The sequence below is a fragment of the Stenotrophomonas sp. 82F1 genome, assembly GCF_056861525.1.
In genome coordinates this window covers 5,001-20,703 of record NZ_JBSPUD010000009.1, presented here as the reverse complement: position 1 = coordinate 20,703, position 15,703 = coordinate 5,001, and the positions used below count along the sequence as shown (strand labels likewise).

Annotated in this window: 12 protein-coding genes (1 of these 12 running past the window's edge); 9 read left to right on the top strand and 3 right to left on the bottom strand. The window is 68.0% G+C overall.

All coding sequences use genetic code 11. The features are described from left to right. Positions 1-247: 247 nt before the first annotated feature. The 4 genes from folE (at position 248) to AC13GI_RS11040 (ending at position 6,523) form a co-directional block, all read left to right on the top strand. The gene (folE, locus tag AC13GI_RS11055) at positions 248-859 is read left to right on the top strand and encodes a GTP cyclohydrolase I FolE (RefSeq protein WP_380658279.1); all 612 of its coding nucleotides are present in this window, start codon (positions 248-250) and stop codon (positions 857-859) included. A gap of 109 nt (positions 860-968) precedes the next feature. After that, positions 969-2,438 (top strand): DUF3375 domain-containing protein, encoded by a 1,470-nt coding sequence (locus tag AC13GI_RS11050; protein ID WP_099821647.1) that lies wholly within the window; start codon positions 969-971, stop codon positions 2,436-2,438. After that, on the top strand, positions 2,425-3,126 hold the full coding sequence (locus AC13GI_RS11045) for a DUF4194 domain-containing protein (RefSeq protein ID WP_025875661.1): 702 nt from the start codon (positions 2,425-2,427) through the stop codon (positions 3,124-3,126). The genes AC13GI_RS11050 and AC13GI_RS11045 overlap by 14 nt, the downstream gene beginning before the upstream one ends. A gap of 16 nt (positions 3,127-3,142) precedes the next feature. Then, positions 3,143-6,523, top strand: a complete 3,381-nt coding sequence (locus AC13GI_RS11040) for an ATP-binding protein (protein ID WP_482996289.1) — start codon at positions 3,143-3,145, stop codon at positions 6,521-6,523. A 155-nt stretch (positions 6,524-6,678) separates the two neighbouring features. Here the strand turns inward: AC13GI_RS11040 and AC13GI_RS11035 are convergent, their stop codons facing one another. Continuing rightward, positions 6,679-7,458 carry a sulfite exporter TauE/SafE family protein gene (locus AC13GI_RS11035; RefSeq protein ID WP_428706802.1) on the bottom strand — a complete coding sequence of 260 codons (780 nt, stop codon included), beginning with the start codon at positions 7,456-7,458 and terminating at the stop codon, positions 6,679-6,681. A gap of 72 nt (positions 7,459-7,530) precedes the next feature. Here AC13GI_RS11035 and AC13GI_RS11030 point away from each other — a divergent pair, with 72 nt between their 5' ends. After that, positions 7,531-7,923, top strand: a complete 393-nt coding sequence (locus AC13GI_RS11030; RefSeq protein ID WP_482996288.1) for a YchJ family metal-binding protein — start codon at positions 7,531-7,533, stop codon at positions 7,921-7,923. On the opposite strand, the gene AC13GI_RS11025 is transcribed toward AC13GI_RS11030, so the two are convergent. After that, positions 7,905-9,206, bottom strand: a complete 1,302-nt coding sequence (locus AC13GI_RS11025; protein ID WP_380658292.1) for a GGDEF domain-containing protein — start codon at positions 9,204-9,206, stop codon at positions 7,905-7,907. The genes AC13GI_RS11030 and AC13GI_RS11025 overlap by 19 nt on opposite strands. A 162-nt stretch (positions 9,207-9,368) precedes the next feature. Between AC13GI_RS11025 and egtB the strand changes: the two genes are divergently transcribed. From egtB to AC13GI_RS11005, 4 genes are all read left to right on the top strand, one after another. Further along, entirely contained in the window at positions 9,369-10,640 is a 1,272-nt protein-coding gene (egtB, locus tag AC13GI_RS11020) for an ergothioneine biosynthesis protein EgtB (protein ID WP_482996287.1), read from the top strand. Further along, entirely contained in the window at positions 10,637-11,614 is a 978-nt protein-coding gene (egtD, locus tag AC13GI_RS11015; protein ID WP_482996286.1) for an L-histidine N(alpha)-methyltransferase, read from the top strand. Before egtB ends, egtD begins: the two co-directional genes overlap by 4 nt. A gap of 95 nt (positions 11,615-11,709) precedes the next feature. Further along, entirely contained in the window at positions 11,710-13,887 is a 2,178-nt protein-coding gene (locus AC13GI_RS11010; protein WP_482996285.1) for a lytic murein transglycosylase, read from the top strand. A 31-nt stretch (positions 13,888-13,918) separates the two neighbouring features. Then, positions 13,919-14,704 (top strand): DUF2628 domain-containing protein, encoded by a 786-nt coding sequence (locus AC13GI_RS11005; RefSeq protein WP_380658289.1) that lies wholly within the window; start codon positions 13,919-13,921, stop codon positions 14,702-14,704. Between the two features lie 5 nt (positions 14,705-14,709). Here AC13GI_RS11005 and AC13GI_RS11000 read toward each other — a convergent pair whose 3' ends face one another. Next, positions 14,710-15,703, bottom strand: partial view of a benzoate/H(+) symporter BenE family transporter gene (locus tag AC13GI_RS11000; protein WP_205406413.1) — the 3' portion only. The gene runs 194 nt beyond the window's last position; 994 of the gene's 1,188 nt are visible here — the last part of the coding sequence; its start codon lies beyond the right edge, outside the window; the stop codon is at positions 14,710-14,712.

The following is a 15,703-nucleotide window of genomic DNA, read 5'->3' as shown; positions in this document are numbered from 1 at the left end:
GCGGTCCGGCCGCGCCCGCAGGAAACTGTCAGGGAGGTTGAGAGGGGGCTGCGCAGGACCGTTGGCGCCATGGATGGCGCCATCGAGCCCCCAAGGACGGGTTTACGGCGTGTCCTGCGCAGTCCCCTCTCAACCTCCCAACCGATAGCAACGACGCGCCAACACGACCCCCGATGAACCGTCCCCAGAGGACGACCCCCCCCCCGGTCGGGTACGATGCTCGCCCCCCGTTCGGGCGCTGTATGCAATGAGCAAGAACAACGAAAAGGCCGCCCCGCAGGGCGATGTGACCCAGATCCAGGCCGAGGATGCCGTGCGCACCCTGCTGCGCTGGGCCGGTGAGGACCCCACCCGCGAAGGCCTGCTGGATACCCCGCGCCGCGTGGCTGAAGCCTATGGCGACTGGTTCAGCGGCTACCGCGACGACCCGCGCGCCTACATGGAACGCACCTTCGAGGAAGTGGCCGGCTACGACGAACTGATCGTCCTGCGCGACATCGAATACGAAAGCCACTGCGAGCACCACATGGCGCCGATCATCGGCCGCGTGCACGTCGGCTACCTGCCGGCCGGCAAGGTGGTGGGCATCAGCAAGCTGGCCCGCGTGGTCGAAGCCTACGCCCGCCGCTTCCAGGTGCAGGAAAAGATGACCGCGCAGATCGCCCAGTGCATCCAGGATGTGCTGCAGCCGGTCGGTGTCGGCGTCGTCGTCGAAGGCGCCCATGAGTGCATGACCACCCGCGGCATCCACAAGCGTGGCGTCAGCATGGTCACCTCGAAGATGCTGGGCAGCTTCCGCGAGGATGCCCGCACCCGCGCCGAGTTCCTGCGCTTCATCGAAGTGGGCGGCAAGCGCTGAGCGCCGTCGCCTCCCGGTGGCGGCCGCGCGTGGCCGCCGCTTTCGCCGTGCCTGCGCCGCGCCTGCGCGCGCGCGCTGGCCGCCGCGCCCATCCGACCGATCTCGCTGCATGAAGCACCGCGAACGCATCACCCGTTACCGCCACCTGCGCGAACAGCCGCAATGGAAGCTGCTCGCCGCCGACCACGCACCGGAAATCATCGGCCTGCTGCAGGGCCTGCTGATGGACGGCGATCGCACGTTGCCTGCATCGGTCCTCAACGAGCGCCTGCAGCGCGCGCTGGACCAACTCAACGGTGACGAGCTGTCGCGCGAGCTGCCGCGGACCGCGCAGGCCTACGTCGCCCATTGGTTGGCACAGGGCTGGCTGGAACGCCGGCTGCCCGAAGGCGCCGACCAGGAGCAGTACGAGCTCTCGACCCAGGCGCTGCAGGCGATCCGCTTCGCCGACAGCATGGAGCAGGCCCGCGTGGCCGCCACCGAGAGCCGTCTGGCACTGGTGATCGAACAGCTGTCGCAGCTGGCCGCGCAGACCGAGGCCGATCCGGACGCACGCCTGTCCGCACTGCGCGACGAGCGCGACCGCATCGATGCCGAGATCGCCCGTGTCGGCGCTGGTCGTGTGACGGCCCTGGACGGCAAGCGTGCGCTGGAACGTACGCGGCAGATCATCGGCCTGGCCGACGAACTGACCGAAGACTTCCGCCGCGTGCGCGACGACTTCGAACAGCTCAATCGTGATTTCCGCGAACGCATCATCGATGACGAGGGCGAGCGCGGCGACGTGCTGTCCAAGCTCTTCGAGGGCGTGGACGTGATCGGCGAGAGCGACGCGGGCCGTAGTTTCCAGGCCTTCTGGCGCCTGCTCAACGACGCCGAACAGAGCGCCCAGCTTGATGCCGCGCTGGAGACCCTGCTGGCCCGCGGCTTCGCCCGTCGGCTGGACCGCAACGAGCGCAACTTCCTGCGTGGCTTCACCAGCACCATGCTCGAGCGTGGTGGCCAGGTGCACGACGTGCTGCAGAACTTCGCGCGCAGCCTGCGCGGTTTCGTGCAGAGCCGTGGTTACCTGGAGCAGCGCCGCCTCAACCAGCTGTTGAAGCAGGCGCAGTCCGAAGCACTGGCGTTGCGCGATGACTTCCCGGCGCAGCGCGCCATCGGGCGCGACCTGCAGCTGACCACCAGCCGCCTGCGCTCGTGGTCGCAGTGGAAGCTGCATGACCCGCGCAGCGCCCAAGTCGATGGCAACGTCGAGTACAACGATGCGGCCAGCATCAGCCTGGAAAGCGTGGGCGACCTGGTGGCGTCGTCGGAAATCGATTTCCGTACCCTGCGCCGCGACCTGCACGACCTGCTCGATGCGCAGCCGAAACTCAGCATCGCCCAGGCCCTGTCGCAACGCGAAGCGCCGCAGGGGCTGGGCAGTGTCATCGGTTACCTCTCGCTGGGCACGCGCTTTGGCAGCGTGATCGCCGGCGAGCAGGAGCTTGCCGAATGGCGTGGTGGCGACGGCCAGATCCGTCGCGCCCGCATACCGCTGGTTTGGTTTACCCAGGAGAGACGCCATGAGCTGGCATGAAGACCCCATCGACGCACCGCATGCCGACCTGGCCGAAGACGCTTACCAGGCCGAGCCGGTGGCGACCGTGGCCCAGCCGCGGCGCGGCAACGACGTCTACTACATGGGCGATACCGGCCGCCTGCCGCTGGATGCGCGCCGCGCGCTGTGCCAGCTGCTGATCGGCCCCAGCATCGACCAGCTGCGCCACGCCAAGCTGTGGCCGGCACTGATCCGCAGCGAAGCCGGCATCCGTTCGGCGCTGTCGGACCTGTTCCTGGAACTGGTGCTCGACCGTGACAGTGGCGTGGCGTTCACCCGCCAGGCCGACACCGAGGACGTCGATGCACCGGTACTGCTGCGCACCTCGCCGTTGACCTTCATCGATTCGGTGCTGCTGCTGTACCTGCGCCAGCAGCTGGGCGAAGCCGATGCACGCGGCAACCGCGCCGTGGTCGCCGACGCCGAAATGGCCGAAGCGCTGGCCATCTACGAGAAGAACCTGTCCACCGATCGCGCCGGCTTCAACCGCCGCGTCGCCTCGGCGGTGCAGAAGATGAAGGACAACCACATCCTGACCCGCCTCGGCGGCCAGGAAGACCGCCACGAAGTCTCGCCGGCGTTGAAGCTGCTGTTCTCCGCCGAAGACGTATCCCAGCTGTCGGCGGTTTACCGCCAGCTGCGCGAAACCCCGGCCGCTGAAGCCTGAGAGACCCGAGCACCGCATGGCCATTTCCAAGCACACTCCCGCCCTGTTCAACGACGGCCTGCCGGACCCGCGCCTGCAGCAGTTCCGCATGCGCCGCCTGCAGGTGCACAACTGGGGCACCTTCAACGGCCTGACCGAAGTGCCGATCGCCGAGCGCGGCTTCCTGTTCGTCGGCCGCTCCGGCTCGGGCAAGTCGACCCTGCTCGATGCCATGTCCGCACTGCTGACGCCACCGGCCATCGTCGACTTCAACGCCGCTGCGCGAGAAGCCGAACGCAGCGGCCGCGACCGCAACCTGGTGTCCTACGTGCGCGGCGCGTGGGCCGACCAGCAGGACAGTGGCACCGGCGAAATCGCCACCCAGTACCTGCGCAAGGGCGCCACCTGGACCGCGCTGGTGCTGGAGTACCGCGCCGGTGATGGCCGCGTGGTCAGCCTGGTACGCCTGCTGTGGATTGCCGGCAGCAGCACCTCCGCCGGTGACGTGCGCAAGCACTACATGATCGCCGAGCGTCCGTTCGACATCGCCAAGGATCTGGGCGGTTTCGACCTGGACCTGCGCAAGCTCAAGCAGAAGCTGGCCGACGTCCATCACTTCGATACGTTCTCCGGCTACGCCGAACGCTTCCGCCACCTGCTCGGCATCGACAACGAGATGGCGCTGCGCTTGCTGCACAAGACGCAGTCGGCGAAGAACCTGGGTGACCTGAACGTCTTCCTGCGCGACTTCATGCTCGACACGCCGAAGACCTTCGACGCCGCCGAACGACTGGTCAGCGATTTCGCCGAACTCGATGGCGCGCACCAGGCCGTGGTCACCGCGCGGCGCCAGGTCGAAACCCTGCAGCCGGCGCGCGAACATTACGGCGACCTGCAGGCGATGAGCCGCCGTCGCGGCGACGACGAAGCGCTCAAGCTCGGTATCGACAGCTTCCGCGAAAGCCGCCGCCAGTTGCTGATCGAAGCGCGCCTGCGCGAGATGGACACGCGTGATCGCGGCCTGCTGGGTGAAGAGGCGCAGCGTCGTGCGGCGCTGGACAACCACACCGAACGCCTGGCCGAGCTGGAACTGCAGCGCCGCCAGCAGGGTGGTGAGCGCATCGAGGAGCTGGAACGCGAGCAGGGCCGCGCCGAAGCCGAACGTGATCGCCGCCTGGCCAAGCAGGCACAGGCGCGTGACGCCGCACAGAAGCTGCAGGCCGCGCTGCCCGAGGATGCACATGGCTTCGCCGAGCTGCTTGAGCAGGCGCAGTCCGAACTGGAAGACCGTCAGCGCGCGTCGAGCGCTCTGGACGATGCCATCAGCGAACGGCTGGGCGGCAAGCGCGACGACGAGCGCCGCTTCTCCGAAGTGCGTGGCGAACTGGAGGCGATGCAGCGCACGCCCTCCAGCATTCCTGCACCGATGCAGAAGCTGCGTGCGCGCCTGGCCGAAGAAACGGGTATCTCCGAAGCGGCCCTGCCGTTCGTCGGCGAACTGATCCAAGTCCGCTCGGAAGAGCAGAGCTGGCAGGGCGCGATCGAGCGCGTGCTCGGTGGCTTCGCGCAGTCGCTGCTGGTCGATGACAAGCATTACAACGAGGTGGCCGAGTGGGTGAACCGTACCCACCTGGGCATGCGTTTCACCTACTACCGCGTGCGTCGCAATGATGAGGCGTTCGCCCGCGAACCGTCCGCCAAGTCGCTGCTGCACAAGCTGGAACTGCGCGACCACGTGTTCGAAGGCTGGCTGCGCCGCGAGCTGGGCAAGCGCTTCGACTACGAATGCGTGGACGCCAAGCAGCTGCGCAACGTCGACCGCGGCATCACCCGCGAAGGCCAGGTCAAGCATCCGGGCGACCGCTTCGAGAAGGATGACCGCAGTGCGGTGAACGATCGCCGCCGCTGGCTGCTGGGCTTCAGCAACCGCGACAAGCTCGCTGTTTTCGAGAAGGAGGCGCAGGAACTGGCCGCCCGTATCGCCAGCTGCGATACCGACATCGCGCGCCTGCGCAGCCAGCGTGACCGCGACAACGAACGTCGCCTGGCCTGCCACCAGCTGGTCGGCATCAGTTGGAACGAAATCGACGTCGCCGCGCCGCAACAGCGCCTGGCCGACATCGAGGCCAGCCTGCACGCCCTGCGCGAAGGCAATGCCGACCTGGCCAGGATCGCCCAGCAGATCGACGCCACCCGCGCCGATATCGAGCAGGCCCGCCGCACTTACGAAGACACCCGCGTCGAGCGCGGCCAGCTGGTGCGCGAACGCGACCGCCTGGACCGGGCCCGCCAGCAGAGCCGTGCACTGGTATTGCCGGCACTGGCCGAAGACCAGGAAGCCGGCCTGGCCGAGCGCCTGCAGGAGCAGGGCCCGCTCAGCCTGGAAACGCTGGAGGCGCACATGCGCCAGGTCAGCAACGCGCTGAACGAACAGCTGTCGTCTTCGCAGCAGGACGTCAACCGCGTCGAGAACCTGCTGCTGGGCTGCTTCCGTCGCTTCATCCAGCAGTGGCCGGAAGAATCGGGCGACTTCACCGTGTCGGTGGCCTCGGCCGAGGATTTCCTCGCTCGCCTCGAGCGCCTTGAACGCGATGGCCTGCCGCAGCACGAAGAACGCTTCTTCGACCTGCTGCAGAACCAGAGCAAGAACAACCTGCTGGCGCTGCAGCGGCACAGTGCCGAGGCCCGCAAGTCGATCGGCCAGCGCCTGGACGAAGTCAACGCCAGCCTGGAGCAGGTGCCCTTCAACCGTGGCACCCTGCTGACCATCGAGCTGAACGACCGGCGCCTGCCGGAAGTGCAGGAGTTCCACCAACAGCTGCGCGAGGTGCTGTCGCAGCAGCAGACCGAGCAGCGCGACGTCGCCGAAACGCAGTTCACCGTCCTGCGCCAGCTGGTCAACCGGCTGGGCTCGCAGGAAGGCGAGGACAAGCGTTGGCGTGAGATTGTGCTGGACGTGCGCCTGCACGTGGAGTTCATCGGCGTGGAGCTGGACGTGGAAACGCGCCAGCAGGTCGAGATCTACCGCAGTGGCGCCGGCAAGTCCGGTGGCCAGCGGCAGAAGCTGGCCACCACCTGCCTGGCGGCGGCGTTGCGCTACCAGCTCGGCGGTGCCGACAGCCAGTTGCCCAGCTATGCCGCGGTCGTGCTCGACGAAGCCTTCGACAAGGCCGACAACGAGTTCACCGCGCTGGCGATGAACATCTTCGACAACTTCGGTTTCCAGATGGTGGTCGCCACCCCGCTGAAATCGGTGATGACGCTGGAGCCGTTCATCGGTGGCGCCTGCTTCGTCGAGATCAGCGGCCGCCACGATTCCGGCGTGCTGCTCATCGAGTACGACGAAGAAGGCAAGCGCCTGAAGCTGCCGGAGCGCAGCCGCCAGCAGGCCGACGAACCGGAAGAAGCCGAGGCCTGACCGTCTCGGCCTGTGGTAGCGCCGGGCCATGCCCGGCGGCGCTTGCGGCCGGAATCATCATGTGAACCTGTAGAGCCAAGCCATGCTCGGCTGCTCTCCGCGACCGGAAACCGCGTGCCAACCCAGGTTGGCACCTACCAGGTCGCGACGCTCATTCACGAACTACGGAACGTATCCCACGCCATCCGCGCGATCAGCACCACCACCAAGCCCACGAACAGCTTGCGGATGAACGGCGTGCCGCCCTTCAGCGCCAACCGCGTGCCCACCACCGAACCGATGATGTTGGCCGCTGCCATCGGCAGCGCGAACAGCCACAGGATGTTGCCGGTCGGCACGAAGAACGAGATCGCCGCCACGTTCGTCGCCAGGTTCACCACCTTCGAGGCTGCCGACGCACGCAGGAAGTCCAGCCCGAAGAAGCGCACGAACAGGAAGATCAGGAAGCTGCCGGTGCCGGGCCCGAAGAAGCCATCGTAGAAACCGATCGCCGCACCGATCGCCAGCGCGATCACCAGCTCGCGGCGGCCGATCTCCTGCGGCCGGTGCAGCGCGCCGAAGTCCTTCTTCCACAGCGTGTAGGCCAGCATCGCCACCAGCAGCACCAGCACCAGTGGCCGCACCGCGTCCTTGGGCAGCAGGCTGACCGCCGTAGCGCCAAGGAAAGAGAACACGAAGGCCGTACCGGCGGCGAACAGCACCGGCTTCCACGGGAAGCGCACGTTGCGCGCATAGCGCCATGCCGCCGCGCCGGTGCCGAACATCGAGCTGAACTTGTTGGTGCCGAACAGCATCGCCGGCGTCTGCTGCGGCAGCACCGTGAACAGGCCCGGCAACTGCACCAGTCCGCCGCCACCCACGGCCGCATCGACCAGGCCGGCAACGAAGGCGATCACCACCAGCCACCACAACTCAGGAGGAATCAGTTCCAGCACGGCGCTCGATCGAAGTGAGGGCGCGACAGCATACGCCTGTCACATTGCCCTCGCCCACGCGACAATACCCGCATGAGCCGAACCGCCCCCGATCCCTGTCCCTGTGGCCTGGCCGCCGACTACGCCGCCTGCTGCGGTCGCTTCCATGCCGGCGACGCCGCGCCCGATGCCGAGCGTCTGATGCGCTCGCGTTACAGCGCCTATGTGCGCCATCTGCCGGACTACCTGCGTGCCACCTGGCATCCGCATACCCGTCCCGCAGAACTGACGCTCGATGATGCCCCCGGCCAGCGCACCCAGTGGCTGGGCCTGACCGTGCAGGATCACCAGGTGACCGGCACCGACAGCGCCGAGGTCCGCTTCACCGCCCGCTACCGCGTCGGCGGCGGCAGCGCAGTGAAAATGACCGAGCACAGCCGCTTCCTGCGGGTCGAGGGTCGCTGGTACTACCTCGACGCCGTCTGAGCGTGGCTGCCGCGCACGGCCAGCACGCGCTGGCCGCCATGCGCACACACGCGGTTGCGGCCTTCCTCCTTGGCCGCATACAGCGCCTGGTCGGCCGCTTTGACCACCCCGGCAGGGCGCGGATCGACCCGGCTGTCGGCCAGGCCGATGCTGACGGTCACCTGCACCACCGCACCGCCACCGCCGCGCCCACGCTGCTGCTGGCCGAGCGTATCGTCACGGCTGCGGGTGCTGCGGTCGCGCAGCTGCATCCGGCTCTGCTCGATGCCCTGCCGCAGCGCCTCCACCGCATCCACGCAGGCCGATGCCGGGCGATCGAGGAAAACCACCGCGAATTCCTCGCCGCCATATCGGAACGCGCGGCCGCCGTCGCCCACCCGCGACAACCGTGACGCCACCAGTTTCAGCACGTCATCGCCGGTGTCGTGACCGTGGGTGTCGTTGAACTTCTTGAAATGATCGACGTCGATCATCGCAATGCTGTAGGTGCCGGTGGCGCGCTTGAGGGTTTCGTTGAATGCTCGGCGGCCGGGCAGGCCGGTCAGCTCGTCGCCGAAGGCCATGTGGAAGGACTCCTGCAGGGTCGCCGCCAACATCAGCAGCAGCGCCGCCACGCTCAGCGCCGGCAGCAGTACCGGCTGCAGGAAGATCCGCGGCAGCATCCACCACAGGCACAGCAGGGCCAGCAGCATGGCCGTATGCAGCGGCCGTGGCTGGCGCCATGCCTGCCATCCCAGCGCAGCGGTGGCCAGCAGGAACAACACGGCGGGCAGCTGCGCCAGCGCGTTCCAGTCGCTCGGTAGCCATGGGAAGTGCCGGTTCGACAGCAGGTCGTGCATGCCCTGCGGCTGCTGTGCAGCAAGCAGGATGAAGATCGCCACGGCAACACCGCTGATCGTGGCCCTCAGCAGCAGGTCCTGGCGGCGGCGCCCGCGCTCGGGCCACAGCGCATGGGCGGCGAACAACAACGGCAGCCAGGTCGAGATCGCGTGGAAGCGCAGTGGCGTCAGCGCCGTTACCCGGCCATCGCGCAGGTAGTGCCCCAGGTCCTGGTGCAGCACTGCGAAGGCCAGCGCCACCAGCAGCAACAGGCACAACGTGCGCACCTGGTTGTACAGCAGCGCAAGCCCTGCACCCAGGCAGGCCAGCAGCCAGGGCAGGATGCGCTGCCCGGCGCGGCCGACATCATCGTTTTCCAGGCTCGCCCACAGCACCAGCGCGACCAGCACGGCGGGCAGCACGAACAGGTAGTGCACAGGCTGTCGGAGCGGATGATGGGCCACACGGAATTCCAGCGCGGTCACGACGCGGCCGCAGCACTGCCGTTAGCGGCGCAACGGTGCCCTTCTTGAACGGTGCCCTTATTGAATGCGCGGGCGCCGATGTGAACAGCATGGCACCGGGCCATGACATCGCGCTCACCGGCCGCGGCCGAAGCTGGTCGCATGGACAGCGTACCCGCCGCCGTCGCTGCCCCGCAGCATGACCTCGCCCGCCACTTCACCCACGTGCGGGGGCGCAGCGTGCAGCTGGCCGCACCGCTCAGCCCCGAAGACGCCCTGCTGCAGAGCATGGCCGATGCCAGCCCGGCCAAGTGGCACCTGGCCCACACCACTTGGTTCTTCGAACGCTTCGTGCTCGCCAGCCGGCCCGGCTACACACCCTGGGATCCGGCCTGGGACTATCTGTTCAACAGTTACTACAAGAGTCTCGGCCCCGCCCACGCACGGCCACAGCGCGGTCTGCTGTCGCGACCCTCGCTGCAGCAGGTGCACGCCTACCGCCGACACGTGGATGCGCAGGTGCTGGCACAACTGCGCGACGGCGATCTCGGCAGCGATGCCCTGCAGCACCTGCAGCTGGGGCTGCACCACGAACAGCAGCACCAGGAGCTGCTGCTCACCGACATCAAGCACGCCTTCTGGTGCAATCCGCTGCAGCCACCGTATCGCGATGACCTGCCCGTCGCCGTCAGCGCCGGCAGCGCGCAGGGCTGGGTCGAACAGGGCGAACGCATCGTCAGCATCGGTGCGTCCGCTTGGCCGCAGCGCGCGGCCTTCGCCTATGACAATGAATCGCCCGTGCATCGCGTGCTGCTTCCTGCGCATGCCATCGCTGAACGCCCCCTCAGCAACGCCGAGTACCGCGCCTTCATCGACGCGGGCGGCTACCGTGATCCGCGCTGGTGGCTGAGCGAAGGCTGGGCACTGCGCGAGGCTGAGCAGTGGCAGCATCCGCTGTACTGGGATGACGACCTGCTGCGCGAGTTCACCCTGGGTGGCTGGCGCGAGCTCGATCCGCACGCACCGGTCTGTCATCTCAGCTACTACGAAGCCGATGCCTGCGCACGCTGGGCCGGCGCCCGCCTGCCCACCGAATTCGAATGGGAAGCAGCCGCCGCCACGCAGCCGGTCGCAGGCCACTTCGCCGATGACGATCATCTGCACCCGATGGCAGGGCAGGGCGACGGACTGCGCCAGCTGTTCGGCGACGTGTGGGAATGGACCAGCAGCGCCTATGGCGCTTACCCCGGTTTCCGTCCCTTCGCCGGCAACCTCGGCGAGTACAACGGCAAATTCATGTGTGGCCAGTGGGTACTGCGCGGTGGCAGCTGTGCCACCCCGCGCGGCCATGTACGCGCCAGCTACCGCAACTTCTTCATGCCACCCGCGCGGTGGCAGTTCTCAGGCCTGCGCCTGGCAAGGGATCTTTCATGAGTACCGTCCAGGATGCGCTGCAGGCGCTGACCGACCTCACCCCCGGCCGCCAGCAGATCCTTGCCGACGCCGTGGCGGGGTTGTCGCACGCCTCACGCCAGTTGCCTTCCAAGTACTTCTACGACGCGCGCGGCTCGCGCTTGTTCGAGCAGATCACCCACACCCGCGAGTACTACCCCACACGCACCGAGCTGGCCCTGCTGGATCGGGTACTGCCGCAGATCGCGCAGGCGGTGGGGCCGCGCGTACATGTGGTGGAACTGGGTAGTGGCAGCGGCCGCAAGACCGCCCGCCTGCTGGCCGCTCTGCAGGATCCGGTGGCCTATACCCCCATCGAGATCTCGCGCGCGGCGCTGTTGTCCAGCATCGACCACCTGGCCCCGGCGCTGCCGGAGGTGGAAATGCTGCCGGTGTGTGCCGACTTCACCCGGCCGGTGCAGGTTCCCGTGCCGGACCGGCCTGCCGCGCGCCGGCTGCTGTTCTTCCCGGGCTCCACGCTGGGCAACTTCGCTGATGAGGACGCGATCGCGCTGCTGCGCGCAATGCGGCAGACGATGGGCAAGGACGGCCTGGCGCTGGTCGGTATCGACCTGCACAAGGACCCGGCACTGATCGAGGCCGCCTACAACGATGCCGACGGCATCACCGCCGCCTTCACCCTGAACCTGCTGGCGCGCCTCAACCGCGAGGTCGGCAGCGATTTCGATCTCGACGGCTTCCGTCACCAGGCCCGTTACAGCACTGCGCGCCTGCGCATCGAAACCGACCTGGTCAGCCAGCGCGAGCAGGACGTCCATCTCGACGGCCGCACCTTCCACTTCAGCGCGGGCGAACCGATCCGCGTGGAGTACAGCCACAAGTACACCGACGCCAGCTTCGGCCATCTGCTGCAGCAGGCAGGGCTGGAGGTGGTGGCGCACTGGAACGCTGACCATCCTGCGTACGGCCTGCGCCTGCTGCGCCCCGCACCGTAGCCACCGGTAGTGCCGGCCGCTGGCCGGCAGCAACGACCAACCTGGCCGCCCCTCCGCGTTACCATGGCTCCAGCACCGGCAACACGGAGTACGCCATGCCCATTCTGACCACGCTCGGCCTCGCCGCCGCGCTTGCCGTGCCAGCGGCGGCCCCGCCGACAGCCGCGGCAACCGCTGATCCCGCGTTCGCCCGCTGCATGGCGGGCCTGCAGACGACTGCCGCCACCCAGGGCATTGCCGCTGACCGTTTCACGGCCATCACCGCCGGACTGCAGCCCGATCCCACCGTGCTGCCGCTGCTCGACGCGCAGCCGGAGTTCACCACACCGATCTGGGACTACCTGGCCGCGCTGGTCGATCGCCAGCGCGTGGACGACGGCCGCGCCATGCTGCAGCAGCACCGCGATCTACTTCAGCGCGTATCGGCGCAGTACGGCGTCGATCCAGTCACCATCGTCGCCGTATGGGGTGTGGAGAGCGACTACGGCCGTGTGTTCGGCAAGCGTCCGCTGCTGCAGTCGCTGGCCACGCTGTCCTGTGCCGGCCGACGGCAACCTTTCTTCCGCGGCGAACTGCTGGCGCTGGTCAAGCTCATCGACAAGGGTGACCTGCAGGCGCAGGGTCTGACCGGTTCCTGGGCCGGCGCCTTCGGCCACACCCAGTTCATGCCCAGCACCTACGCACGCATTGCCGTTGATGGTGATGGCGATGGCCGCCGCGATCTGGTCGGCAGCATTCCCGATGCATTGGCTTCCACCGCCAACTATCTGAAGCGTGCCGGCTGGCGAACCGGCGAACCCTGGGGCATGGAAGTCCGCGTCCCCACCGGCTTCAACGCCAGCCAGGCCGGCCGCACCCAGCGCCGCGCACTGGCCGACTGGCGCGCATTGGGCGTGACCGGCCTGGACGGCAGCGCGCTGGCGCCGGCCGGCCTGCCCGCCGATGCACGCGCCGCGCTGCTGCTGCCGGCCGGCAACAAGGGCCCGGCGCTGCTGGTGTTCCGCAACTACGACGCGATCTACAGCTACAACGCGGCCGAGAGCTATGCCTTGGCCATCGCCACCCTGGCCGATCGCCTGCGCGGGGGTAATGGACTGGTGACGGCCTGGCCCACCGATGATCCCGGTCTTGGCCGCGACGAGCGCCGCCAGCTGCAGACCCTGCTGCTGGCGCGCGGCCACGACATCGGCGCCGCCGATGGCATGATCGGTACCGCCAGCCGTCGCGCCATCCAGGTCGAGCAGCGCCGGCTCGGTTGGGCCGACGCCGATGGTCGCGCCGGCCAGCGCATCCTGCGCGCGCTGCAGAGCGGACCGCAGGCGAAGGTTCCGGCCACACCCACCCGCTTCAGCCTTCCCACCAACTACAGTGCCGTGCAGTCGCCGGCCATCCGGAGTCGATCCAGCGTGCAACAGATAAAGGGCGTCAGCAGCGGCCAGTTCCAGGGACTCGATGCCTGGCTGGTGGAAACCCCGCAGGCTACCGCCGCCATCAGTGTGTTCGGCGGCCAACTGCTCTCGTTCGTGCCCAAGGGCCAACCCGATGTGATGTGGCTCTCGCCCAAGCGCGCGGCACTGCCTACGCCCATCCGCGGTGGCAGCCCGGTGTGCTGGCCGTACTTCGGCCGCCAGGGGCAGGGCGATGACGTGCCGGCCCATGGCTTCGTGCGCACCTTGCCCTGGGAACTGCAGCAGGCGCGCCGTCTCGACGATGGCAGCGTCGAACTGACCCTGGCCCCACCCGCGTTGGACAACCTCGGCCTGCGCCTGACCATGACCGTCCGTATCGGCCGTGAACTGCGCCAGCAGCTGGTTACCGAGAACACCGGCAAGGCCCCGGCCGCCATCACCCAGGCGCTGCATAACTACTTCCGTGTTGGTGACGCCAGCAAGGTCGACGTCGACGGCGTCGATGGCCTGGACTACCTCGACAAGTTCGAGAACTACGCCCAGTCACGCCGCCAGCAGGGCCCCTGGTCGCTGCGTGATCCGCGTGATCCGGGCCGCAGCGACCGCATCTACACCCAGGCCGGCGGGCACTATGTGCTGCGCGACCCGGTGCTCAAGCGCCGCATCGACATCCGCACCGAAGGCAGCCGCTCGCTGGTGGCATGGAACCCTGGCGCCGACGCTGCCGCGAAGATGGCCGATGTCGGTGACGGTTGGCGCGACTACGTCTGCCTGGAAGCCGCCAACGCCGGGCCGGATGTGATCACCATCGCCCCCGGCGATCGCCACACGCTGGTGCAGACGCTGTCCAGCGCATCCCTGTAAACCGCGCAACACCCACACAGGAAGATCTTCAATGCAGGAAGCACAGTGGTACTACGCCCGCCACGGCAAGAGTGAAGGCCCAGTGGACCTGGCTGGCCTGCAGAGGCTGCAGCAGGACGGCGTCATCACCGGCCACACCCTGCTCTGGTGCGAGGGCATGGCTGGCTGGCAGCCGCTGCAGTCGCTGCAGTCGACTGCAGCGCCAGCGTCGGGTGCCGACGGCGTCGCCGACGGCCCGGCAGCACCGCCTGCCAGTGAGACCGCCGTCGCCGCAGCGTCCAGCCATGACCCATACCGCGCACCGACCGCAGCGGCAACGCCCGATGTCATTCCACTGGGCGCCGGACTGACCGGCCAGTTGGGTCTGTATGCAGCCATTGTCGGCGGCAACTTCCCGATCTATCGCAAGCGTTGGCGCCTGGACCAAGGCACCGCGAACGCGGCGGGCACCTGGCACTGGCCGGGGTTCCTGTTTGGCGTGATCTGGATGATGTACCGGAAGATGTACCGCATGGCCGCCATCTGGGTCGGCGTGCTGGTGGCATCCAGCGCGATCGAGGCCTTCATCGAAGTGCCGGATGCCCTGTCGCTGGTGATCAACCTGGGCCTGAGCGTTACCGTGGGTGTCTTTGCCAACAGCTGGTACCTGCAGCATTGCCAGCGGGAGATCGCACGCGCCCAGTCGCTCAGTACGGACAACGAGGCTGCGGTGCGCAGCACGCTGGCAGCACGTGGCGATACCAGCGTGATTGGTGCTGTGATCGCCATCGCCGTGTCCGTCACCCTGGGCATCGTCGGGGCCGTGTTGGCCGGCTGATTCCTTCAGCTGGCCTGCCGCGGCCGCAGCACCCACAGGCAGAGCGTCCCGGCGACCAGGCCCCAGAACGCAGAACCGATACCGGCCAGTGTCATCCCCGAGGCGGTCACCAGGAAGGTGACCAGCGCGGCCTCGCGGTCGCGCTCCACCGCCAATGCACTGGCCAGGCTGTTGCCGATGGTGCCGAACAGGGCGATACCGGCCACGCAGGCCACCAGTTCCTTGGGGAAGGCAGCGAACAGGGCCGCTACGGTGGCCCCGAACAGGCCGATGACGATATAGAAGGCGCCGGCCGCCATCGCCGCCGTGTAGCGCCGTGCCGGATCCTCGTGGGCATCACGGCCCATGCAGATCGCCGCAGTGATGGCCGCCAGGTTCAGTGCATAGGCGCCGAAGGGTGCCAGCAGCGTGTTGACCACGCCGATCCAGCCGATCACCGGCGACACCGGCGCGTCGTAGCCGGAGGCGCGCATCACCGCCACACCGGGGATGTTCTGCGAGGCCATGGTGACCACGAACAGGGGCAGGGCGATACCGACCATCGCCGTCCACGACAGCGAAGGAGTGACCCATTGCGGTACGGCCAGCTGCAGGTGCACCTGTTGTGCATGCAGCAGACCCTGGCTGGCGGCGATGGCGATGCCGACCAGCAGGGTGGCGATCACCGCATAACGAGGGAACAGGCGGCGGCCCAGCAGCCAGGTAGCGAACATGGCCAACGCCAGTAAGCGCTGGGTGTTCATTGCCACGAATACCTCCAGGCCGAAGCGCAGCAGCACACCGGCCAGCATGCCCGCGGCCAAGGCCATGGGCACGCGCTTCATCAACCGGGCGAACACCCCGGAGAAGCCAACGAGCATGCCCAGCACCGCCGCCAGCAGGAACGCACCGGTAGCTTCAGACAGAGACGCGCCACCGGCACCGACGACCAGCATCGCCGCACCCGGCGTCGACCATGCGGTGACCACCGGGACGCGGTAGCGCAGTGACAGGCCGATG

Excerpts from the sequence above, each read along its gene's own strand:
- folE (WP_380658279.1), top strand. The coding sequence starts at position 248 with ATGAGCAAGAACAACGAAAAGGCCGCCCCGCAGGGCGATGTGACCCAG.
- AC13GI_RS11050 (WP_099821647.1), top strand. The coding sequence starts at position 969 with ATGAAGCACCGCGAACGCATCACCCGTTACCGCCACCTGCGCGAACAG.
- AC13GI_RS11045 (WP_025875661.1), top strand. The coding sequence starts at position 2,425 with ATGAGCTGGCATGAAGACCCCATCGACGCACCGCATGCCGACCTGGCC.
- AC13GI_RS11040 (WP_482996289.1), top strand. The coding sequence starts at position 3,143 with ATGGCCATTTCCAAGCACACTCCCGCCCTGTTCAACGACGGCCTGCCG.
- AC13GI_RS11030 (WP_482996288.1), top strand. The coding sequence starts at position 7,531 with ATGAGCCGAACCGCCCCCGATCCCTGTCCCTGTGGCCTGGCCGCCGAC.
- egtB (WP_482996287.1), top strand. The coding sequence starts at position 9,369 with ATGGACAGCGTACCCGCCGCCGTCGCTGCCCCGCAGCATGACCTCGCC.
- egtD (WP_482996286.1), top strand. The coding sequence starts at position 10,637 with ATGAGTACCGTCCAGGATGCGCTGCAGGCGCTGACCGACCTCACCCCC.
- AC13GI_RS11010 (WP_482996285.1), top strand. The coding sequence starts at position 11,710 with ATGCCCATTCTGACCACGCTCGGCCTCGCCGCCGCGCTTGCCGTGCCA.
- AC13GI_RS11005 (WP_380658289.1), top strand. The coding sequence starts at position 13,919 with ATGCAGGAAGCACAGTGGTACTACGCCCGCCACGGCAAGAGTGAAGGC.